General features: G+C 45.3%; 16 protein-coding genes. 11 read left to right on the top strand and 5 right to left on the bottom strand.

The window, feature by feature from the left end; genetic code table 11:
* Window positions 1-27: 27 nt before the first annotated feature.
* Both IRQ95_RS14815 and gltB read right to left on the bottom strand, forming a co-directional pair.
* Complete coding sequence (locus tag IRQ95_RS14815; RefSeq protein ID WP_194437642.1) at window positions 28-1,497, bottom strand: glutamate synthase subunit beta; 1,470 nt, start codon at window positions 1,495-1,497, stop codon at window positions 28-30.
* Window positions 1,497-6,035, bottom strand: coding sequence for a glutamate synthase large subunit (gene gltB, locus IRQ95_RS14810; RefSeq protein ID WP_194437641.1), 4,539 nt, complete (start codon window positions 6,033-6,035; stop codon window positions 1,497-1,499). Before gltB ends, IRQ95_RS14815 begins: the two co-directional genes overlap by 1 nt.
* Window positions 6,036-6,569: 534 nt before the next feature.
* Here gltB and mnmL point away from each other — a divergent pair.
* The 5 genes from mnmL (at window position 6,570) to IRQ95_RS14785 (ending at window position 13,011) form a co-directional block, all read left to right on the top strand.
* On the top strand, window positions 6,570-7,499 hold the full coding sequence (mnmL, locus tag IRQ95_RS14805) for a tRNA modification radical SAM protein MnmL/YtqA (protein WP_194437640.1): 930 nt from the start codon (window positions 6,570-6,572) through the stop codon (window positions 7,497-7,499).
* Window positions 7,500-7,567: 68 nt separating this feature from the next.
* On the top strand, window positions 7,568-9,319 hold the full coding sequence (locus IRQ95_RS14800) for a sensor domain-containing diguanylate cyclase (protein ID WP_194437639.1): 1,752 nt from the start codon (window positions 7,568-7,570) through the stop codon (window positions 9,317-9,319).
* A 140-nt stretch (window positions 9,320-9,459) separates the two neighbouring features.
* A complete protein-coding gene (arcB, locus tag IRQ95_RS14795) occupies window positions 9,460-11,805 on the top strand; it encodes an aerobic respiration two-component sensor histidine kinase ArcB (RefSeq protein ID WP_194437638.1) in 2,346 nt (781 codons plus the stop codon).
* A gap of 4 nt (window positions 11,806-11,809) precedes the next feature.
* Window positions 11,810-12,256 (top strand): hypothetical protein, encoded by a 447-nt coding sequence (locus IRQ95_RS14790; protein ID WP_194437637.1) that lies wholly within the window; start codon window positions 11,810-11,812, stop codon window positions 12,254-12,256.
* 503 nt (window positions 12,257-12,759) lie between these two features.
* Entirely contained in the window at window positions 12,760-13,011 is a 252-nt protein-coding gene (locus IRQ95_RS14785; protein WP_194437636.1) for a DUF1127 domain-containing protein, read from the top strand.
* A 39-nt stretch (window positions 13,012-13,050) separates the two neighbouring features.
* Here the strand turns inward: IRQ95_RS14785 and IRQ95_RS14780 are convergent, their stop codons facing one another.
* Entirely contained in the window at window positions 13,051-14,085 is a 1,035-nt protein-coding gene (locus tag IRQ95_RS14780) for an NADP(H)-dependent aldo-keto reductase (RefSeq protein WP_194437635.1), read from the bottom strand.
* 160 nt (window positions 14,086-14,245) lie between these two features.
* Between IRQ95_RS14780 and IRQ95_RS14775 the strand changes: the two genes are divergently transcribed.
* Window positions 14,246-14,557: a DUF6482 family protein gene (locus IRQ95_RS14775; protein WP_194437634.1), complete on the top strand. Its 312-nt coding sequence runs from the start codon at window positions 14,246-14,248 to the stop codon at window positions 14,555-14,557.
* A gap of 10 nt (window positions 14,558-14,567) precedes the next feature.
* Here IRQ95_RS14775 and mutH read toward each other — a convergent pair whose 3' ends face one another.
* On the bottom strand, window positions 14,568-15,233 hold the full coding sequence (mutH, locus tag IRQ95_RS14770) for a DNA mismatch repair endonuclease MutH (protein WP_194437633.1): 666 nt from the start codon (window positions 15,231-15,233) through the stop codon (window positions 14,568-14,570).
* A 619-nt stretch (window positions 15,234-15,852) separates the two neighbouring features.
* On the opposite strand from mutH, the gene rppH reads away from it, so the two are divergent.
* From rppH to IRQ95_RS14745, 5 genes are read left to right on the top strand one after another with little or no spacing between them, the layout of a single operon-like run.
* Window positions 15,853-16,371 (top strand): RNA pyrophosphohydrolase, encoded by a 519-nt coding sequence (rppH, locus tag IRQ95_RS14765; RefSeq protein WP_194437632.1) that lies wholly within the window; start codon window positions 15,853-15,855, stop codon window positions 16,369-16,371.
* A 2-nt stretch (window positions 16,372-16,373) separates the two neighbouring features.
* On the top strand, window positions 16,374-18,620 hold the full coding sequence (ptsP, locus tag IRQ95_RS14760) for a phosphoenolpyruvate--protein phosphotransferase (RefSeq protein WP_194437631.1): 2,247 nt from the start codon (window positions 16,374-16,376) through the stop codon (window positions 18,618-18,620).
* Window positions 18,621-18,653: 33 nt separating this feature from the next.
* Entirely contained in the window at window positions 18,654-19,421 is a 768-nt protein-coding gene (locus IRQ95_RS14755) for a sulfite exporter TauE/SafE family protein (RefSeq protein ID WP_228481439.1), read from the top strand.
* 41 nt (window positions 19,422-19,462) lie between these two features.
* The gene (gene lgt, locus IRQ95_RS14750) at window positions 19,463-20,287 is read left to right on the top strand and encodes a prolipoprotein diacylglyceryl transferase (RefSeq protein ID WP_194437629.1); all 825 of its coding nucleotides are present in this window, start codon (window positions 19,463-19,465) and stop codon (window positions 20,285-20,287) included.
* A 9-nt stretch (window positions 20,288-20,296) separates the two neighbouring features.
* Window positions 20,297-21,148: a thymidylate synthase gene (locus tag IRQ95_RS14745; protein ID WP_194437628.1), complete on the top strand. Its 852-nt coding sequence runs from the start codon at window positions 20,297-20,299 to the stop codon at window positions 21,146-21,148.
* 680 nt (window positions 21,149-21,828) lie between these two features.
* On the opposite strand, the gene IRQ95_RS14740 is transcribed toward IRQ95_RS14745, so the two are convergent.
* Window positions 21,829-22,974: a Na/Pi symporter gene (locus IRQ95_RS14740; RefSeq protein ID WP_075651468.1), complete on the bottom strand. Its 1,146-nt coding sequence runs from the start codon at window positions 22,972-22,974 to the stop codon at window positions 21,829-21,831.
* Between the last annotated feature and the right edge of the window lie 221 nt (window positions 22,975-23,195).

Raw genomic sequence — 23,195 nt, 5'->3', positions numbered from 1 at the left:
GAAATGGTAGCTTCTCGCCAAATTTTATTAAGCAGAAAGCATCAGTGAATTTGCTTTCGCTTCTAGGTTGGTGCCACCCATTAGATACTCGTCAACAGCGCGAGCAGACTCGCGACCTTCGTTGATACAACGTACAACCAAAGATTGACCAGTACGCATGTCACCTGCGGCAAATACACCTGGTTGATTGGTGGCAAAGTCAGTGGTTGCTACGTTGCCGCGATCATCCAATGCGATGTCAAGTTGTGCGAGTACACCATGTGGCTCAGGGTGTAAGAAGCCCATCGCGAGGAACGCCATATCACAAGGGATCACGCGCTCACTACCTTCAACTTCTTTAAAGCCTGGACGCTCACCTGGTTTTGGATCTTCCCAAACGATGTCAGCGATACGCAGACCGGTTACTTCACCTTGATCGTTACCAACAAACTCTTTAGTTAAGATGTTCCAGTGACGATCAACGCCTTCTTCATGAGACGTTGAAGTGCGCATGATCATTGGGTATTGCGGCCAAGGCATATTTGCTGGGCGCTTCTCTGGCGGAATCGGCATAATCTCAACTTGAGTGATGCTCTTCGCACCATGACGGTTTGAAGTACCCACACAGTCTGAACCCGTATCACCACCACCAATTACCACGACATGTTTATCTTTCGCGTGAATTTCTTCCGTCTTAAGATCCATGTTGTTGGCACGGCGGTTGTTTTGCGCAAGGAACTGCATCGCAAAGTAAACGCCATTCAGTTCACGGCCAGGGACAGGCAGATCACGAGGGACCGTAGAGCCACCTGTTAGCAATACCACATCGAACTCTTGGCGTAGCTGCTGAGCGTTAACGTCCACACCGATATGTTGGTTTACTTTAAACTCAACACCAGCTTCCGCCATTAAGTTGATCTTACGATCAATGATATCCATGCTTAACTTAAAGTCTGGAATACCAAAGCGTACTAGACCACCCACTTTTTCATCGCGCTCAAATACCGTCACTGAGTGACCAGCACTGTTAAGCTGCTCAGCAGCAGATAACCCTGCCGGACCTGAGCCGATGATCGCCACGGTTTTACCCGTGCGGGTACGTGGCGTTTTTGGTTTCGCATAACCTTCACGGTACGCGGTCTCAACAATGGTTTTCTCAATGTTACAGATGGTGATTGGGTCTTGGTTAATACCAAGTACACACGCACTTTCACATGGAGCTGGGCAAACACGACCAGTAAATTCAGGGAAGTTATTGGTCGAGCTTAGAATGTTCCAAGCTTCTTCCCAGCTGTCACGGTAAACCGCATCGTTAAATTCTGGGATGATGTTGCCAATAGGGCAGCCGTTATGACAAAACGGCACGCCACAGTCCATACAGCGAGAAGCTTGCGTGTTGATCTTGTCACCAAACTCCTCATTGAGAACGAACTCTTTGTTGTTCTTAATACGCTCTTGCGGGTCGATTTTCTGCGGGAGTTCACGACCATGCTCTAAAAATCCAGTAGGCTTACCCATTACACTGCCTCCGCTTCTTTTTGTTCTGCTTCAGCCTTACGTTTTTGAAGTACGGCTTTGTAGTCACGTGGCATTACTTTCACCATGCTCTCAAGGCTTACTTCAAAATTGTCTAGGAAAGACTGAGCCACTTCACTTCCTGTGAACTGAACATGCTTACTCAGCATGTCGAGTAGTAGGTCTTTGTCTTCTTGCTCGATTGGATCGAGGTCAACCAGTTCAGGGTTGAGTTTGGATTCAAAATCACCTGATTTATCCCAAACGTAAGCCACACCGCCACTCATACCAGCAGCAAAGTTACGTCCAGTCGAACCAAGGATAATCGCCGCACCACCGGTCATGTATTCACAGCCGTGGTCACCAACACCTTCAACCACGACTTTCGCGCCGGAGTTACGTACACAGAAACGCTCACCAGCAAGACCGCGGATGAAAGACTCACCTGAGGTTGCACCGTAGAAACATACGTTACCGACCACGATGTTATCTTCCGCGACAATGCTTGAATTGGCGTCTGGGTAAAGTACTAGCGTACCGCCCGAAAGGCCTTTACCCCAGTAATCGTTGGCATCACCTTCCACTTCGAACTTAACGCCCTTAGCAAGGAAAGCACCGAATGATTGACCCGCAGAGCCTTTGAATTTGACGTTCATTGGCTGAGGTAGACCGTTATCTTTGTATACTTTCGAGATTTCGTTCGACAACATTGTGCCCGCTGAGCGGTCCGTGTTGACGATTGGGAACTCAGCAGTGACCGCTTCGCCTTTCTCGAGCGCCGGAATTGCAGCTTGGATAAGCTTGCGATCCAATACTGATTCAAGGTTATGATTTTGCTGGGTCTGACAGAAGATACCGTCTTCCGCACGCGCTTCTTCTACGTGCAGCACAGGCGTTAGATCTAGGTTCTTGTATTTCCAGTGCGAAACGTCTTGGCGAACTTTCAGTTTCTTACCTTGACCGACCATCTCTTCGATAGTTCGGAAACCAAGTTCTGCCATGATTTCACGTAGACCTTCAGCCATGTATTGGAAGAAGGTCACGACGTCTTCTACGCGGCCATCAAAGCGTTCACGTAGCGTCTTGTTCTGAGTTGCAATACCCACAGGACAGGTGTTTTTATGACACTTACGCATCATGATACAACCTTCCACTACTAGAGCTGCGGTTGCTACGCCCCATTCTTCGGCGCCTAACAGTGTTGCGACTGCAAGGTCACGTGGTGTCTTCATCTGACCATCGGCTTGAACCACGATACGGTTACGTAGACCGTTTTTCAGTAGCGTCTGGTGAGTTTCAGCCAAACCAAGTTCCCAAGGAAGACCGGTATGACGAATGGAAGACATTGGTGATGCACCTGTACCACCATCAAAACCAGCGATCAGTACCACGTCAGCTTTCGCTTTCGCAACGCCTGAGGCGATGGTACCTACACCTGCTTCAGATACTAGCTTAACGTTAACGCGACCTTTACGGTTAGCGTTCTTCAAATCGTAGATGAGCTGTGCCAAATCTTCGATTGAGTAGATGTCGTGGTGCGGTGGTGGAGAAATCAGACCCACCCCAGGAGTGGAGTGACGAGTCGCACCGATCCAGTCATCGACTTTATCGCCTGGTAGCTGACCACCTTCACCTGGTTTTGCGCCTTGAGCCATTTTGATTTGTAGCTCTTCAGCGTTAGTGAGGTAGTAAGAGGTTACGCCGAAACGACCTGACGCCACCTGTTTGATTGCAGAGCGTTCCCAGTCACCGTTCTCTTTTGGTTCAAAGCGGATTGGGTCTTCACCACCTTCACCTGAGTTCGATTTCGCGCCAAGACGGTTCATCGCTACCGCAAGCGTTGAGTGCGCTTCGTAAGAAATAGAACCAAATGACATTGCACCAGTTGCAAAGCGTTTTACGATGCTGTCGATTGACTCTACTTCTGATAGAGGGATCGAGCCTGCTGGGTTTTTAATAAACTCGAGCTGGCTACGTAGCGTAACAGCGTTATCCCCTTGCTTATCAACGGCAGCAGCATATTGCTTGAACTGATCGTAGTTCTTATTGCGCGTTGACTCTTGAAGTAAAGATATGGTTTCTGGGTTAAACAGGTGTTTTTCACCACGCTGTTTCCACTGGTAAACACCACCAACATCCAGAACTTGGATTGGGATATCGCGTTGTGGGTAACCAAAGCGGTGACGGACGAGTACTTCTTTGGCGATATCATCCAGAGTGAGACCTTGGATACGCGAAACAGTACCAGTGAAGTATTTATCAACCACAGACTTGTGGATGCCCAATGCTTCGAAAATTTGTGCGCCGTGGTACGACTGCAGGGTCGAGATCCCCATCTTCGAGAAGATCTTAAGCAGTCCACCGTTAACCGCATTACGGTAGTTATCAAATAGTTCGCGTGGGTTGGCTTGTGGATCTAGCTTCTTAGTGCGTTGCAATTCAACGATGGTTTCGATAACCAAGTAAGGGTTAACTGCGTTCGCACCGTAGCCAAGTAGCGTGGCAAAGTGATGCGTTTCACGTGCATCACCCGTTTCCACAACGATGTCACACTTAGCACGAAGACCTTTGCGAATTAGGTGGTGGTGCACTGCACCTACCGCCAGCATCGCTGGAATAGCGGCATGGTTAGAATTCACCGCGCGGTCAGTTAGCAAGATGATAGAGTAGCCATCAATAACCGCATCTTCTGCGTATTGGCAAATACGTTTTAGTGCACGCTCAAGTTTGCCTTGATCTTCACTGGCTTGGAATACGATATCCAGCGTTTTCGCTTGCAGGTGCTCGTTATCAATTGCACGTAGCTTCTCGAGTTCAGAGTTAGCCAGTACTGGCGATTCAAGCTCGACTTTTTGACAGTGAAGCGGCGTTTCGGTCAGTAGGTTCTGATCCTTACCTAGGTAAGTATTCAGCGACATTACCATGCGTTCACGAATCGGGTCGATTGGTGGGTTGGTTACCTGCGCAAACAACTGCTTAAAGTAGTTAGATAGGTGCTGTGATTGATGAGAAAGTACAGCGAGTGGCCAGTCGGCACCCATTGCGGATAGAGGCTCTTTACCATCGTTAGCCATTGGCACGATGATCTCGTTCACTTCTTCCGAGCTCACACCAAACGCTTGTTGACGGTGCAATAGGCGTTCAGGCGATGGTTGGCTGAACTGGTTGCTTGCGTCTGGTAGTTTTTTCAGGCTAAGCAGATTCTCTTCAACCCATTTCTCATAAGGTTGAGCGGTTGCGATAGAATCTTTGACTTCTTCGTCAGAGATGATGCGACCTTGCTCAAGGTCCGCCACGAAGATACGACCTGGTTGCAGGCGACCACGGAACTCAACGTTTTCTGGCGCGATATCAACCACACCTGACTCTGACGCCATGACTAGGAAGTCATCTTTGGTCACTGTGTAACGTGATGGACGCAGACCGTTACGGTCAAGCGTTGCACCTACTTGTACGCCGTCAGTAAAACATACCGAAGCAGGACCATCCCATGGTTCCATGATGTTCGCGTGGTATTGATAGAATGCGCGACGCGTTGGATCCATGTTTTTATTTTCTTGCCATGCTTCAGGGATCATCATCATTAATGCGTGCGGCAAGCTACGACCGGAAAGCACCAATAGCTCGAGAGCCATGTCGAAGTTTGATGAGTCTGAGCTACCTTCTTGACAGATAGGTAGCAGCATGTCGATTTCAGCTTGAGTGAACAATTCTGATTCAAGAATTGCTTCACGTGCCTTCATCCAGTTTAAGTTACCGCGAACGGTGTTGATTTCACCATTGTGGGCAATGTAACGGAAAGGCTGAGCGAGACGCCATTTAGGGAATGTATTGGTTGAGAAGCGAGAGTGAACTAACGCGAGTGCAGTCACCATGGTTGGGTTCTGCAGATCTAAGAAGTACTGAGGTACTTGCTCAGTGGTTAGCTGACCTTTATAAACCAGAGTCTTGTATGACATTGAGTTGATGTAGAAATCATCACCAATGTTGGACACGCTTTCTAAACATACGCGAACCGTGTAGTTACGTAATACATACAGTTTACGTTCTAACTCTTCTGGCGTCGTGCCTGGACCACCAGTAATAAATACGTGTTCGAATTGTGGTTCAGTGCTTAGCGGGTCGGCACCGATCATTGAGTTATCGGTTGGCAACACTCGGTAGCCAATTACTTCAAGATCGAGGCGCTTAGCATTGCGTTCTAGAATGTCACGACATTGCTCGCGTTTGTGTTGGTCTTTCGGAAAAAGTACGACACCAACACCGTATTTTTCAAAAGAAGGGAGCTTAATCCCAAGCTTGACCGCTTCTTCTAAAAGAAATTCATGAGGTTTTTGCAGTAGGATACCTGCGCCGTCGCCGCTGCATGGATCGCAACCTTGACCGCCACGGTGCTCCATGCGAGCAAGCATATCGAGTGCTTGAGTTACTACTGCGTGTGATTTACGGTTTTTGAGGTGAGCAACAAAACCGATACCACAAGCGTCATGCTCCAATTCAGGAGTGTACAGACCTTGGGTGCTCTGCTCTCTATCTACCATAGATACATCCTTCCAATCTAATTTGGACGCACTTTGATTAAGCGAACTTAATCGCACGCCACTTCCTTTTATAGTTTTAATTCGCACCTGCTCGAGGTTGACCAGGTTTGATTCCCTTCTTTTCTCACAGGAAAAATGTTGCGAGAAAGACAATCCTTGGTGATATCCAATTTACAGCATCACTTTTGTAGTGATTTATATAGGTGGGGTCTGGTTATCACCGTTCTCCTTGCCGATAGTTTTGTTATTGGCGAATACGCCGCGCAAGTGAGATCTGTAAGTATCCTACAATTTCTTCGGGTTAAAATGCAATCAAAACGCAGCGTTGTTGCGCAATTTTTTCATGCACAAAATAGGATTTATGTTTGTTTTTTGCCTAAAATCCAGTTTGAAGCACGTTTAATTGCATGTTTATTGATTTGTGATAGGGATCAAATTGGCGGTTTTGGTTAAATTGCACTCATTTCAAAATCAACAAATTGTGTAATTTAATTACACAAATCTTAATGATTTTTATTCTCATTAGTGGTTAATATGCAGTTACATGAATTGGTTAATACAATAGGTCAGGATTTACATCGCCGATACGGAGAGAAGGTTCACAAACTAACCTTGCACGGTGGTTTCAGCTGTCCAAACCGTGATGGCACCATTGGCCGTGGTGGCTGTACTTTCTGCAATGTAGCTTCTTTTGTTGATGAAGAAACTCAAATCAAAAGCATTCATGAACAACTGACTGATCGTGCCGGCGAAATTGCTCGAGCGAAAAAGTACTTGGCTTATTTTCAGGCTTACACTAGTACCTATGCGGAAGTGCAAGTTCTGAGAAATATGTATGAAGAAGCATTAAAGGCGGCGGATATCGTTGGCTTGTGTGTGGGTACTCGCCCTGATTGTGTGCCTGATGCGGTGCTTGAACTTCTGTCCGAGTATGTTGAAAAGGGTTATGAAATCTGGCTCGAACTTGGCCTACAAACGGCCAATAATGATACGTTAAAACGTATTAATCGTGGACATGATTTTGAGTGCTATGCAGAGATTACTCAACGTGCGCGCGCGATAGGAATTAAAGTGTGTACCCACTTAATCGTTGGCCTACCGCGCGAAACCCGCGACGACAATATCAAAACCATGCAGCGTGTGCTGGAAGTCGGAACTGATGGCATCAAACTGCACGGTTTGCATATTGTAGAAGGCAGCACTATGGCAAAAGCTTGGCGTGCCGGTAAATTGGAAGCGCCTGAGCTAGAAGAGTATGTCGCAATCGCAAGTGAACTGATCCGTATGACACCGCCTGAGGTGGTTTATCATCGCGTTTCATCCGCAGCGCGTCGCCCAACGCTACTTTCGCCACTGTGGTGTGAGAATCGCTGGTTAGCAATGACAGAGATAGGGCGTGCATTAAATCGAGATGGCGCTCAAGGTTCCTCAATTGATATGCCATTTAAGTATATTAAGCCTTGATTAATTAAGATTATTTACATAGAAACTGCTATCTTTTAGCCGAATTACGCCAGAGATATTAAGTTTATATGATTGAAACGTCGGAAAGTTGGATACTCAATTTTATCCATCTCCATGGAATGGAAATATTGCTAGTCATCACGCTATTAATGCTGATTCTCCAGCTTTATTTCCGTTTTTACCGACAAGTAAAGCGATTGATTGAAGATGCACCAGTCCCAATGATGTTGGTCGAGAGTAAGAGTGGCAAGTTGCTGATCTCTAACTCTGTTGCAATGAGAACGTTGGGAATTCGCCGTGTAGGGCGTTACTTCCTTTTGCCGGGCACCTTAAATCAATCGTTCATTTTTGAGTTGATGGACTATTTTTCAGTTCATCAGGCACAAGTCTACAAAATTGATTGGCCTCTCAGTGCCAATCAATCACTCCGTGTCGATGTATATGCTCGACAAACGCAATACCGCGGAAAACTCTGTTGGTTGTTCCACCTGTCACCACATCAATCTAGTGTCGAGGAGTTGCATGAGCAGATTCATGCGCTTTCGGTAATCAAAAGTGCCTTTGAAAACCTTTCAGAACTTATTTTCGTTAAAGGTATCCACGGAGAAAAACTGTTTACCAACCGTGCCTTTGACCGATTTTGGGGAGAGCGTTTTGACGAAGGCATGTCTGATATCGTAGGGATAAAGAAAGGACGTGTATCACAACGTCATTGGACCGTGGATATCTATGGTCGTAGTTGCTTGCTCGAAACTCATCAAAGCTTATTAATGTCGCCGCAAGGTGAGCCTTTGGGAATGCTAGGCATTAGCCATGATGTTACTGATTGGCATGATATCCAACGCAATTTGCGTGATGAGATGGAAAAACGCCGCGATACAGAAGTTGCCTTGGCACAGCGAGATACTATTTTGCACAACATTTTAGAAGCTAGCCCTGATGCGATAGGTATCTTTAATGAGAACATGATTTATCAAGCCTGCAACAAGCCATTTGTTGATAAATTGGGGATCACTGACCCCGAAGAATTGATCGGTCATCGATTGCAAGACGTCATTTCGGATAATGCCTATCAACGTTTTTCTGCCAGCGATAAACAAGTGTTGGAACAAGGTGAGCCGCTGCGTTATATCGACCGCGTTAGTCTTAGTGATGGTGAAGAGTCATGGTTTGACGTGGTTAAGTCACCATTTAAAGACCCAGCATCAGGCACCAACGGCGTACTGGTCATGGCGCGAGACGTTTCTGAGCGATATTTGAGCGAAAGAAAATTAGCTAAGGCGAATCAAGAACTAGAGAGGTTGAGTTATGTTGATAGCCTTACGCAAATAGCCAACCGCCGCCGTTTTGATGAGCAGTTGGATCTGATGTGGCATATTCATGGTCGCGAACAAAAGTCACTCACAATCATGTTGTGTGACATTGACTACTTCAAAGGCTTTAATGATCTTTATGGTCATCAAAAAGGGGATGATGCCTTAATTAGTGTTGCTCAAGCTTTTACTCGAGTCATTAACCGTTCTAGTGATTGTGTTGCAAGATACGGTGGTGAAGAGTTCGTTTGTCTGCTGCCGAATACGACAATTGAGGGCGCAAAAGTTGTGGCACAACGTATCCATAGTGAAGTGGCACAATTGGCCATTCCGCATCAAGGTTCCCAAGTGAGTGAGTCGGTCACAGTGAGTGTCGGCATGGTCTCCTTTGTGCCTTCTTTGCAAAGTAGCGCTCAAGCAATGCTCTCTTGCGCTGATAGCGCGCTGTATCTAGCCAAGGAGAGTGGCAGGAATCAAACTTGCGTACATCACACATCCAATAATTAACCCCAATGTTGATGGGGATTGTTTAGCTGTGTGTCACTAAAGCAGGTAAGATATTGCCTATGTCGTCACTGCATTACTCTAAATCCAGCAGCGGAACTTTGTGGCGATAGCTGCTGCCTTTTTGTCGCTCGGAGCGCTTAATGAAAACCATCAAGAACCTTGCTCAATACTACGTAGATTTACTCGTAAAACTGGGTATTTTGCGTTTCTCTATTCTTCTGGCTCTTGCTCTTATTTCTCTTGCCGTTGTTGTCCAGGTCGGGATCACTCTGTTTCTTAGTGGCTCTGTTGATAATATCGATATTGTCCGCTCTGTTTTCTTTGGCTTAGTTATTACGCCATGGGCGGTTTACTTTCTTTCAGTGGTGGTTGACCAACTCGAAGAGTCGCGTCAGCGTCTGTCGAAGCTCGTATCAAAATTGAAAGTGATGCGTTCACGTGACTTAGAGCTGAATCAACAACTGCAGCTCAATATCGAAAAGCTTAATCAGGAAATTGAAGACCGTATTAAAGCGGAAGAGGGACGCGAAGAAGCAATGAAAGACTTAGAAAATGAGGTCTATCAGCGTGAGCGTACTCAAATGGAACTGGCTGAGCGAACCGCATTGTTGCGTTCTTTTATTGATGCATCTCCAGATTTGATTTATTACCGCAATGCAGAAGGTGTGTTCTCTGGTTGTAACCGCGCAATGGAAGAGTTGACCGGGAAAAAAGAGTCTCAATTGGTGGGATTAACGCCATGGGAAGTTTATAGCAAAGAAGTCGCGCAACAAATCGTTGAAACCGATGATGCGGTATTTGCTGATAACCAAGCAATTACTTATGAACAATGGCTTGAGTATCCTGACGGGCGTAAGATTTATTTTGAATTACGTAAAGTACCGTTTTACAGCAAAGATGGTCGACATTTAGGTTTGGTTGGTTTTGGACGCGATATTACAGAACGTAAGCGCCATGAAGAATCTTTGGAAAAAGCCAGCCGTGACAAGACAACGTTTATCTCTACCATTAGTCATGAGCTCAGAACGCCATTGAATGGCATTGTTGGCTTAAGCCGTATGTTGCTCGATACACCTATGACCGATGAGCAGCGTAAACATATGCAAACCATTAATGTCAGTGCCATTACCCTTGGTAATATTTTTAATGACATCATTGATATGGACAAGTTTGATCGTCGTAAGTTAGAGCTTTATCCAGCGCCACTCAACTTTGAAGACTTTGTGGTAGAAATAGAGAGTATTGCGGCTTTGATGGCAGAACAAAAAGGACTGCGTTTTAACTTGGAGCGTCTTAATGATCTACCAACAGGAATCAGCGTCGACGCAACGCGACTGCGCCAAGTGTTGTGGAATTTGATCAGCAATGCGATGAAGTTTACCAAGGAAGGTGGTGTTGTCCTTTCTGTGAGTTCGTACATTGAGGACGAGCATGCACATATTACATTAGAGGTAGAAGATACGGGAGTTGGCATTCCAGAGCTTGAACTCGACAATATTTTTGCCATGTACTATCAAGTTAAATCTGAAAAAGACAACTTACATGCCGTGGGTACGGGCATTGGCTTAGCCGTTTCCAAGCAACTGATTGAAATGATGCATGGTGACATTGTTGTAAGCAGTGAAGAGGGCTTTGGTAGCACCTTTACTGTGACGATTTGCGTGCCACTGGCTCAAGAGATAGAAAGTGCCAAAGTGGAAGTGCAACCATCTGAGCGTGAGTTGAATATCTTTATGGTTGAAGATATCGAACTTAATATTACCGTGGCTCGTTCGCTGCTTGAAAGCATGGGGCATGAAGTGTCCGTGGCAATGACAGGGCAAGAAGCGCTCGAGATGTTTGATCCAGAATTGTATGACTTGGTGTTCCTAGATATTCAATTACCGGATATGACGGGATTTGATGTGGCCAAGCATTTCCGTGAACTCTATTCACAGCTGCCGCCGCTGGTGGCACTAACTGCTAATGTGGTAAAGAACAAGCAAGAATACTATGAGCAAGGTATGGACGAAGCGCTGAGCAAACCGCTTTCAGTTGCCGCAGTGCAAGAGGTCATTGCTCTGTTTGGTGATCATAAACCATGCGAGCCTATGCCACATTTACCAGAGCCTGAGCACTTAGTGGATTCTGATGAGGTTTATCAGACCATTCTCGATCTCGATATGTTAGAGTCTTACGTTGGTATTGTGGGCACTAAGCCAGTGCTTGAGAGCATAGCCATGTTTGAAGATATGATGCCGGATTATATTGAGTTACTAGACTCAAATATGGTTGCCAAAGATCAAGAAGGCATTGTCTCTGAAGCGCATAAAATAAAAGGTGCCGCAGGCTCTATTGGTCTCAAACATATTCAAAGTGTGGCGCAAAAAGCGCAATCCCCCGATATGCCTGCGTGGTGGGAAAACATTGATGATTGGGTCGATGAAATTAAGAAAGAATACCAAAGCGATATTCAGATACTCAAAGAATGGCTAGCCCAGAGGTAAGATTATGAAAAAATTTGCTGCTGTTTCACTGACTCTTGCCCTATTAGCAGGTTGCTCTGCGCCTCAAGTGGGGTGGGAGCAAGATGAGCATGTGACGATAAATAATGCTCAAGTGCAACTAACTAGTAACTTGTGGCTCAACAAGATGCCAACAATCGGTGAGTTACAGGAACAGAACTTACATGGTGCACTTTACTTAGAATCATCTTCAGCGTTACCAGCAGATTTAGAGATAAAGAGTATCACTCTGCGTCAAGGTGAAGAGACTTGGTTGATTGATGGTGACGACCTAGAACTTCGCACTCACAATGAAAATCAGTGGGAGTTGGTGTTTGTTTGGCAGTTTGAATTAGATCCGACTCAACCGGTTGATGTCGCAGTGCAGACCGAGCAACAAGGGAAGCAAGAGTGGATGGTTGAGAAACAAGTTAAGATCGACACCGTCTACTAGAAAACCTCTGAGATTTACTGAAATGTAAGCCAACCTTATCGGTTGGCTTTTTTGTTTAAAAAACAAATGGATTGGCAGTTGCATATTTCTAAGAAGAATATCTTATAAACTATCACTCAATTAAGTTATTTTTAGGTTAAAAAATTGTTTTTATTTTAATTGTTAAAAGCTGGTTGAATATTAATCTCAATTGCTTAGAATTTAACCATGAGTTTAGGCTCATACCCATTCGAAACTGGATTAAATAATTGCTAGGAGGCGCACGATGAAACAATTCACTGTTATTCAAAATCTGTGTGCCCCAGTAGCCCCTGCTAACACCACCGTCGTGGTTAAGGGTTCAGCGATTATCGCCTCAACCTGTAAGGGCGATCGCAAACCTACGCATGCATATATTTAATCCGTAACCTCTTTTAATTGGCTGCGGAAACAGTAGCCGATTACTCCAATAGATACACTTTCTCGGTTGCTTTTTCCCAGCTTTAATCTGACTGGAGAAAACCATGAACCAATCTATTTATCTGAAAGTTGCCACTTTACTTGTAAGAGCCGATATACGCCGTGAAGAACGAGCTTGGCGAAAAAAAGTGCGTCGTAGTGCTCATGAACTTCCTTGGATGAACGAACATTTGTTGCGAGATATCGGCCTTGATATTGAGGGGCGTCCAATTGGTAAGAGTAGTGCACCTGAAGTGAAAGCTGAGCGTCGTATTCGTCATCTTCGTCGGGTATTAACGCTGCGAATACCTACGTAAGTTTTGGGAGGGAAATGATATCTCCCTCCCATCTACTCGCTACGGACAAGGGTTGGAGTAAGTGGTACCAACCTCTTGGATATCTTTTAATAACTCATCACTTAACGTTATCTCGATACTATCGATATTATCTTTCAGTTGTGCCATCGTTGTCGCACCAATGATATTTGCGGCAACGAATGGACGCTGGTTAATAAAGGCCAGTGCCATTTGCGCAGGATCCATTCCGTGACGATGGGCTAAGTCGACATACGCTTGCGTTGCGGCAATTCCTTGTGGAGTAAAGTAGCGCACGAAGCGTTCAAATAGCGAACAGCGCGCACCTTCTGGGCGCTGACCATTGAGATACTTGCCACTCAAGCAACCAAATGCAAGTGGGGAATAAGCCAGTAATTCCACCCCTTCATAGTGGCTAATCTCAGACAGACCGACTTCAAAACTACGATTGAGTAAATTGTATGGATTTTGAATCGACACAATTCTTGGCAGATTGTGCTTCTCTGCTAATTTGAGCAGGCTCATGACTCCCCAAGGCGTTTCATTTGAGACGCCGATGTAGCGAACTTTTCCGGCTTTAATTAACTCTGCCATCGCTTCGAGCGTTTCTATTAACGTCACTTCTTGCAGGTTATCTGGATAGGGGTAGTTTAACTGACCGAAGGTATTGGTTTCACGTTGTGGCCAATGGATTTGGTATAGATCGATATAGTCCGTTTTTAATCTTGTTAAGCTATCGTCAATGGCTTGATGAACATTGCGGCGATCGAGCTTCATGTTGTCGCGAATATAAGGCACATTGCGTGGGCCTGCGACTTTGGTGGCCAGCACCACTTTTTCGCGTTTACCTGATTTATCCAACCAATTGCCAATGTATTCTTCGGTTGCACCTTGAGTTTGTTGTTTTGGTGGAACGGGGTACATCTCAGCGGTATCGATGAAATTGACTCCGCGCTCGAATGCGTAGTCTAGCTGATTGAATGCTTCCGTTTGTGAGTTTTGTTCACCAAACGTCATGGTACCTAAGCAGATTTTACTGACTTCTAAACTTGAATGCGGGAGTTTGTGATATTTCATTGCGCTTCCTTGTTGGAGAGTTCTCGATAGCGGTGAGTCTCTTTCACTCTGACAATTCAATATAAGCGAGCTTTTGTTGTGATTGAAAGTACCTAGGGCACAAAATGGCTGCCACTAACTATAATAATCATATTACTTCGCTACCGAATTAGGAGGGGGCATGCATAGGAAGCAACTCGACAAGTGGATCCATGGCTTTCATAAAAAAAGCTACCAGCCGCCAAAAGTATTTGTGATCAGCTGTTCTGACCTTTCACAGTACTTACTCGCAGTGGAATACAAACATAAACTCGAACCGATTTGTGAGGATGGTGAACCGGTCCATTACGCCTCACTTGATCAAGTTAAAGAAGAGCTGTATCGACTTGATGTTGAACGTGCTTATCTGCGTTTGCACAATAGCTATGACGAGTTTGGTTCTGACGATATGCCTAGATATCATGATATTGAACTCGCTGTCACGAGACATTAACTGAGCAAGTTCATGCAAAGTTTTTTTCTAGGATACGTGCGGTAAATTGAGTTCGTAAGTAAAAGCCTCTAGGCAACGTTTTAATTAGCTTACCGCTAGCACCGTAAGCTTCGGTTAATGCACGGCTATTGGCTGCTTTTGGTCGAAGCTGCAGTACTTCCCCATGTCGAGCGGTAATCTTTTCAACTTGACCAAGTACGATGAGCTCCATCAGCTCTTCCCAATCGGTTTGCAATTGTTGTTCTTCTTCTTCATTTGGTGACCAGATCAGTGGTGAGCCCACCCGGCGCTCAGCCAATGGGATCTCACGTTCTCCTTCTACTGGGACCCAAAGTACGCGAGACAGTTTGTTGCGTACATGGCTGTGTTGCCATGTTAGGCCTTGTACGCCGGTTAGTGGTGCAACGCAAACAAATGTAGTTTCTAGAGGCTTACCATTATAGCCAATAGGGATCGTTTTCAGTTCAATGCCAAGTTGTTCAAAGTCTTGTTGAGGTTTGCTGCCTGCTGTTGCGCCTAGATGCCATTCTAATAACTGTCCAACCCAGCCTTTATCTCGGCGCAAATCGGCAGGTACTTTTATCCCTGCTTCGTCTGCTAATTCGAGGAATGTGAGGCCGGCAATGTCGGTTGCGCGTTCGAGGAGTTCTTGTTCTGACTTCGGTTCAGCTTTCATTGGTGCTACTTATTGGCTTGTTGGCTTACTATTTTAACGCAATCTCGTCAAATGTGGAGTTGGTGAAAGATCATGCAGAGTGGCGAAAAGATCTTCATTAATAGGTTATCCACAGATATTGAATGAAAAATAGCTAAATTCATAACTTATGTATGAATTAACAGGGGTACTAGGTGGTAATTTTGCTTGAATTTTCAGACTTTAGCTTTTTTTGCTTAACGTTGTGTGGATAAATAAATGAGTGGTTGATCTTTGAGCAGTTTGGTTTGAGTGAAAATATAGACTTATAAATGGTAGAGTTTTGCTGTGGTGTTTTGGTTTAACTTTATGTTTTTAAATGTTTTTTGTTGGTGTTTCATAGGGGTGTTTTGTTGCGCAAATTGCTCTTGGTGAATAAATGATCGCTTGTTCGGTGTTTTTTCACATAGTTATACACAGAAAAGGTGAATAAATGTGGAGTAGGTCTCATCACGTTGTGAATAACGGCGTTTGTGGCTGGTAGTTATTCATAATGACAAGATTCGGCGATAATTTCTGTGCTAGTCACACTAGTAAGTTTGCTCCGCTTGGGGATATGTGGAAAAATTACTGCAATTAAGAATTTATTAGAGGTTGGCCAGTGATAGATGGCGATGGTTACCGCTTAAATGTGGGAATTGTAATCTGTAACAACCATGGTCAGGTCTTCTGGGCTAAACGATACGGACAACATTCATGGCAATTTCCTCAAGGTGGAATTGATGACGGTGAGACACCGGAGCAAGCCATGTTTCGAGAGTTGTATGAAGAGGTAGGTCTTACTAGTAAAGACGTGAAAATCATAGCGACAAGTCGGCATTGGCTAAGGTATAAATTACCGAAACGACTTGTCCGTTGGGATTCAAAGCCTGTTTGTATCGGCCAAAAACAGAAATGGTTTTTACTGCGCTTAGATTGTGATGAAAGTAAGATCAATATGCAGCGCGGTAATTCCCCTGAATTTGATGGTTGGCGTTGGGTGAGTTATTGGTACCCAGTGCGTCAAGTGGTCTCTTTTAAGCGTGATGTCTATCGTCGCGCGATGAAAGAGTTCGCATCCATGGCAATGCCGTTTAAAGAGCGTCGAGTCAAAGGCAAACGTAAATCACGAAGAGGGTAGAGATGCTTTCTCAACTAAGGGACATAGTTGAACAAGTTTCACGAGTTGAAAACGTTCATGCAGCGTTGCAACTTTTGGTTAAGCAAACTTGTCTTGCTATGCACACGGAATGTTGCACGATTTACCTTGCGAATGAAGAGATGCAGCGTCTTGAGTTAATGGCTACTCAAGGTTTGCGTTTTAAAGGCAATAAAATACATATCAACTTTAGTGAAGGTTTAGTAGGTTTGGTTAAACGCAGTGCCGAACCTTTGAACCTTGCTGAAGCTTCTAAACACCCTAACTTCAAATACTTTTCTCAGTTAGGAGAAGAGGTCTATCAGAGCTTTCTTGGCACGCCCATTATTCACCGCAAGCAGGTGCTTGGGGTATTAGTCGTGCAGCAAAAAGAGCAACGTCTGTTTAATGAAATGGAAGAGTCCTTTTTAGTCACGTTGGCCGCTCAGCTTGCGGTGATCATCGCACATGCTCAAACACAAGGGCAATGGCGACTAGAAAAGACTCAGCAAGCCATTCGTGGTATTCCGGCGTCTTCAGGTGTCGCGATTGGTCAGTTCTGGTGGGATGATAGTCAACCGCTCCTTTCTGATGTCAGCCCTGCTTCGACGTTGGATATTGAACGCGAGCAAGAGTGGTTACTGTTAGCCATTGAAGCCGCTCTTACTGATTTTCGTCGGATGCGCAAAAAGCTTGATAGCGAAATCAACAAAGATACGCTGGCGATATTCGATCTGTTTACCCATTTGCTCAATGATCCGATGCTACGCAAAGATCTCAAAGCACAGATTCAGAAAGGCGATCGTGCGGATTGGGCGGTACGACAAGTTGTTGAGACCTACTCGAGTCGCTTTGCTCGTATGTCGGATAGCTACTTGCGTGAGCGCGCGCAAGATGTGCGTGAGTTAGGCCAGCGACTGCTCTACTTCCTCAATAATACGGAACAAGAACAGCAAACGTTTGATCAACCTGTTATTTTGGTGGTACGCGAGTTAACCGCTTCGTTACTCGCATCAATTCCTAAAGAACAGTTATTGGCGGTGATTTCATTAGAAGGCGCAGCGAATTCGCATGCGGCTATCTTGTCACGTGCGCTTGGCATCCCTGCGGTTATGGGGGTTAACCTTAACCTCAACACCATTAATGGTAAACAGGGTATTGTCGATGGCTATAGTGGTAAGATTCTAGTATCACCAAGCCGTCAGTTACTCAAAGAGTACCGAGCTCTTGCCAATGAAGAGCGTGAGTTAGCCAATATGGTTAACCAGCGCATTGAGGAGCCAGCGCAAACCAGTGATGGTGAGCGTATTGAAGTATTACTCAATGCGGGTCTCAGTGCCGATGCCAATATTGCCGTTAACCAAGGTGTTGATGGGGTCGGTTTATACCGTACAGAAATTAGCTTTTTGCTCCAGCATCGATTCCCGTCAGAAGACGAACAGACGCAGCAATATAATTCCGTGTTGACCACGTATCCTGATAAGCGTGTAGTGATGCGTACCTTAGACATTGGTGGCGATAAACCATTGCCATATTTGCCAATCGAAGAGGACAATCCATTTCTGGGTTGGCGCGGGATTCGTTTTACACTCGATCATCCAGATATCTTTTTAATGCAAATTCGCGCGATGATGCGGGCAAGTTCAACAACGCAAAACTTAAGTATTTTGTTGCCGATGATTTCTGGTGCGCAAGAGCTGGATGATGCTTTGGTTTTGATTGAGCAAGCCTATTCGGAAGTCTTGACACTGAACCCTAGTTTGTTGCGACCTCAAGTTGGCATTATGATCGAAGTGCCTTCGATGCTTTATCTGTTGCCGCTGGTGGCAGATAAGATCGATTTTGTTTCAGTCGGAACCAACGATTTAACCCAATATTTACTTGCGGTAGACCGCAATAATTCACGGGTGTCTGATGTTTATGAGAGTATGCATCCGGCAGTGGTCATGGCGTTAAATCATATTTATCAAACTTGTCAGCAGTTAAAGTTGCCCGTTTGTATTTGTGGTGAGTTGGCGGGCGACCCGATTGGTTCATTACTTTTAGTGGGGCTGGGGTATCGAAGTTTAAGTATGAATACCTCGAACGTGGCTAAGGTGAAATACCTGCTACGCCACACCAGTATCGAAGAGTTGAGTCAATTAGCGAGCCAAGCTTTAACCCAACCTTATGGCAACAACATTTATGCGATGATGGAAGATTTCTTTGAATTAAAAGGCTTCTCAGGCTTTATCCGCGCTGGTAAAAAATAAGGAAACAGAGTGTCTATTGAATTGCTATTGTTAATGCTTTTGCTTGGCTCATTCGTGGGTGTAATGGCAGGGTTATTAGGTATCGGTGGTGGTTTAATAGTGGTCCCTGCTTTGGTATTTCTTTTACCGCAAGCCGGAATTGATCCCAGCATCACGATGAACATTGCGTTGGCAACCTCACTTTCGACCATCATCGTCACTTCAGGTTCTTCGGCGTTTAACCATCTCAAACTAGGTAACGTTGATATGTTTGTCGTTAAATGGTTGATGCCTGGTGTTATCATTGGCGGCTTTGTTGGCGCTAATGTCGCCGAGTGGATACCGAGCGAGTACCTACCTAAAGTCTTTGGCGTAATTGTGTTGCTGCTTGCGTTGCAGATGCTACTGTCGATTAGAAATACCATTGAGCGCAGTATGCCATCGAGTGGGGTAACCATGGGGTATGGTGCTGGTATCGGTATTATTTCCAGTTTGGCAGGGATTGGTGGCGGCTCTTTATCGGTGCCTTTCCTTAATCGCCATGGCGTTGAGATGCGAAAAGCGGTAGGCTCTTCCTCTGTGTGTGGCTGTGTGATTGCCATTTCAGGTATGACAGGCTTTATTTTGCATGGCTACAGCGCTGATAACTTACCAAGTTATAGTGTGGGTTACGTGTATTTACCCGCACTGGCAGCGATTGCATCAACTTCAATGTTGACGACAAAGATCGGCGCTAAATTGGCGACATCTTTACCGACGGCTGTATTGAAAAAGATTTTCGCGCTATTTTTGATGTTTGTAGCAGGAACTATGTTGCTGTAGTGCAATCTCATCTAAATCATTATTAAAAGAGTAGTCTTCTTATGTCTCAGGGATACTTTGAATTTCCTAATATCGATCCTGTATTAGTCTCAATTGGCCCACTATCTATTCGTTGGTATGGCTTAATGTACTTAATCGGTTTTGCTTTTGCGTTGTGGTTGGCAAATCGACGTGCTGATAAACCGGGCAGTGGCTGGACTCGCGAACAGGTGTCTGACTTGCTCTTTGCTGGTTTCTTAGGTGTCGTGATCGGTGGTCGTGTCGGTTATGTATTGTTTTATAACTTCGATTTATTCCTACAAGACCCACTTTACCTATTTAAAGTTTGGACCGGTGGTATGTCATTCCACGGCGGTCTGCTAGGTGTGATTACCGCAATGTTCTGGTATGCGCGTAAAAATGGGCGCACCTTCTTTGGGGTTGCAGATTTTATTGCTCCACTGGTGCCGTTTGGCTTAGGTATGGGGCGTATGGGTAACTTTATGAACAGCGAGCTGTGGGGACGTGTTACTGACGTGCCTTGGGCTATCGTATTTCCTAATGGTGGTCCGCTGCCGCGCCATCCTTCACAGCTATATGAGATGGCTCTGGAAGGGATCGTACTGTTCTTTATTCTAAACTGGTTTATTAAAAAGCCACGTCCACTTGGATCTGTGTCAGGTCTGTTCCTAGTTGGTTATGGTACATTCCGTTTCCTTGTCGAATATGTCCGTGAACCAGATGCACAATTAGGCTTATTTGGTGGCTTTATCTCTATGGGTCAAATCTTATCAACACCAATGATCATTGCTGGTGGATTGATGATGGTATGGGCCTACAAGCGCGGTCATTACAAAGACGAATTACCCCAACAGAAAGCGAAGTAAGGAATTGGTGTGAAACAGTATTTAGAACTCTGTCAGCGAATTGTTGACCATGGTGAGTGGGTTGAAAACGAGCGTACTGGCAAGCGCTGCTTAACGGTGATTAATGCCGATTTAACTTACGATGTGGCTAACAACCAGTTCCCGCTAGTGACTACACGTAAAAGCTTCTGGAAAGCGGCAGTCGCAGAGCTACTGGGCTATATCCGTGGTTATGACAATGCCGAAGACTTTCGTCAGCTAGGGACAAAAACCTGGGATGCGAATGCGAATTTGAACGAAGCTTGGCTGAACAACCCATACCGCAAAGGCGAAGATGACATGGGACGCGTATACGGCGTTCAAGGTCGTGCATGGGCAAAACCCGATGGTGGTCATATTGACCAGCTGCGCAAGATTGTAGATGACTTGACTCGCGGCGTTGATGATCGCGGTGAGATCTTAAACTTTTACAACCCAGGTGAGTTCCATATGGGCTGTCTGCGCCCATGTATGTACAGCCATCACTTCTCGCTACTGGGCGATACGTTGTACCTAAACAGCACTCAACGTTCGTGTGACGTACCGCTAGGGCTGAATTTCAACATGGTTCAAGTGTATGTGTTCCTTGCTATCATGGCGCAAATTACTGGTAAGAAGCCCGGTGTGGCGTACCACAAGATTGTTAATGCACACATCTACGAAGATCAGCTTGATTTGATGCGTGATGTGCAGCTAAAACGTGAGCCATTAGCACCAGCAACGTTCCACATTAACCCTGAGATTAAGTCACTTGAAGACTTGGAAACATGGGTTACCTTGGATGACTTTTGGGTTGAAGGCTACGAATGCCACGAACCAATTAAGTATCCGTTTTCGGTGTAAGCGATAGATTGAATGAAAAAGACTGACCTAGTGTCGGTCTTTTTTTTGGAAGTGGGAACGCGTTGCTACGGAACGTTGCGCTGCACTTCACTTACGGATGCGGGAATGCGTTGTTACGGAACGTTGCGCTGCGCTTCACTTATGGATGCGGGAGGCGTTGCTGCGGAACGTTGCGCTGCACTTCACTTATGGATGTGGGAATGCGTTGCTACGGAACGTTGCGCTGCACTTCACTTACGGATGCGGGAACGCATTGCTACGGAACGTTGCGCTGCACTTTACTTACGGATGCGGGAACGCATTGCTACGGAACGTTGCGCTGCGCTTAACTCACTGATGCAGGAATGCGTTGTTACGGAACGTTGCGCTGCGCTTAACTTACTGATGCGGGGATGCATTGCTACGGAACGTTGCGCTGCGCTTAACTCACTGATGCGGGAATGCGTTGCTACGGAACGTTGCTCTGTACTTAACTTACGGATGCGGGCATGCGTTGCTACGGAACGTTGCGCTGCACTTCACTTATGGATGTGGGAATGTGTTGCTACTAAATGTTTTTCCCGTGAGCGAAGCGTTCCGTAAACGCAGTGTTCCTATGTTTCCTTAGCCTGCGTTCCTTGCAAAAAAAAGCCCCTGACCGAGGTCAGGGGCTTAGCAAGCGATGGTGTGTTACTTTGTTATTATACTGTCAGTGCTAGGATTGCGCCTGGTAGCACGATGAACACTGATAGTAGGTATGCTGCTACAACTGCTTTGTTCTTAACTGCTGTTGCTGCTAGGTATTCAGCACACTTCACTGGAATCTCACGTAGGAACGGGATACCAAAGATAAATACAGTTGCCATCAGGTTAAACACTAGGTGTACAAGTGCGATTTGTAGTGCGAACACTGCGAACTCGCCTGATACTGCTGTTGCTGCTAGTAGCGCAGTAATACAAGTACCGATGTTAGCGCCTAGAGTGAACGGGTATACGTCACGTACTTTAAGAACGCCAGTACCCACTAGTGGAACCATTAGACTAGTTGTCGTTGAAGAAGACTGAACTAGTACTGTCACGATAGAACCCGATACGATACCGTGGATTGGACCACGACCGATTGCGTTCTTAAGAATATCACGTGCACGACCAACCATTAGACCTTTCATTAGCTTACCCATTACGGTGATAGCTAGGAAGATTGTCGCGATACCGATAGCGATCAGCAATACGCCACCAACAGTGTTACCAAATGTACCTAGAGGACCTTGCAGTGCACTGATTACTGGTTTAGTGATTGGTTTGATGAAGTCAAAACCACCCACGCTCATATCACCAGTGTTTAGTAGTGGTGAAACCAACCAGTGAGACACTTTGTCTAGAATACCGAACATCATCTCTAGCGGTAGGAAGATCATTACAGCTAGTAGGTTGAAGAAGTCGTGAATCGTCGCACTTGCAAAAGCGCGTTGGAATTCTTCTTTGCAACGAACGTGACCTAGAGAAACTAGAGTGTTAGTTACTGTTGTACCAATGTTTGCACCCATAACCATTGGGATTGCAGTTTCAACTGGTAAACCACCAGCCACAAGGCCGACGATAATAGAAGTTACTGTACTTGAAGACTGGATAAGTGCTGTAGCCACAAGGCCGATCATTAGACCAGCAATTGGGTGAGCCGCAAATTCAAATAGAACTTTAGCTTGGTCGCCCACTGACCATTTAAAACCAGTACCTACCATTGATACCGCTAGAAGCAGTAAGTACAACATGAATGCCAAGTTAGCCCAGCGTAACCAGCGAGCCGTGCTCGAAATAGGTGCTGCTGTAGTAGTAGCTTGGTTCATAAATATTTTCTCCGTTGGACCGTTAACTCGTTGATTTGGTCTGTAAGTTGAATCTGAGGGCGATAGTAGAGAGGAAATATTTCAGTAATATTACAGTTAAGTGTAACAATGATTTTTTTTCTCTTAGTAAGCAAATATGTCTGTATTTTTTGCTTTACATTTAATTTAAGTTATTGAAATTAAATGAGTTAAATACTGGCTTGATGTTGTTGAAATCAGTC

Source organism: Vibrio fluminensis, assembly GCF_015278125.1.
Taxonomy (GTDB): Bacteria; Pseudomonadota; Gammaproteobacteria; order Enterobacterales; family Vibrionaceae; genus Vibrio; species Vibrio fluminensis.
Note: the sequence above shows the minus strand (reverse complement) of the source record. Positions and strands in the feature narration are given on the sequence as shown.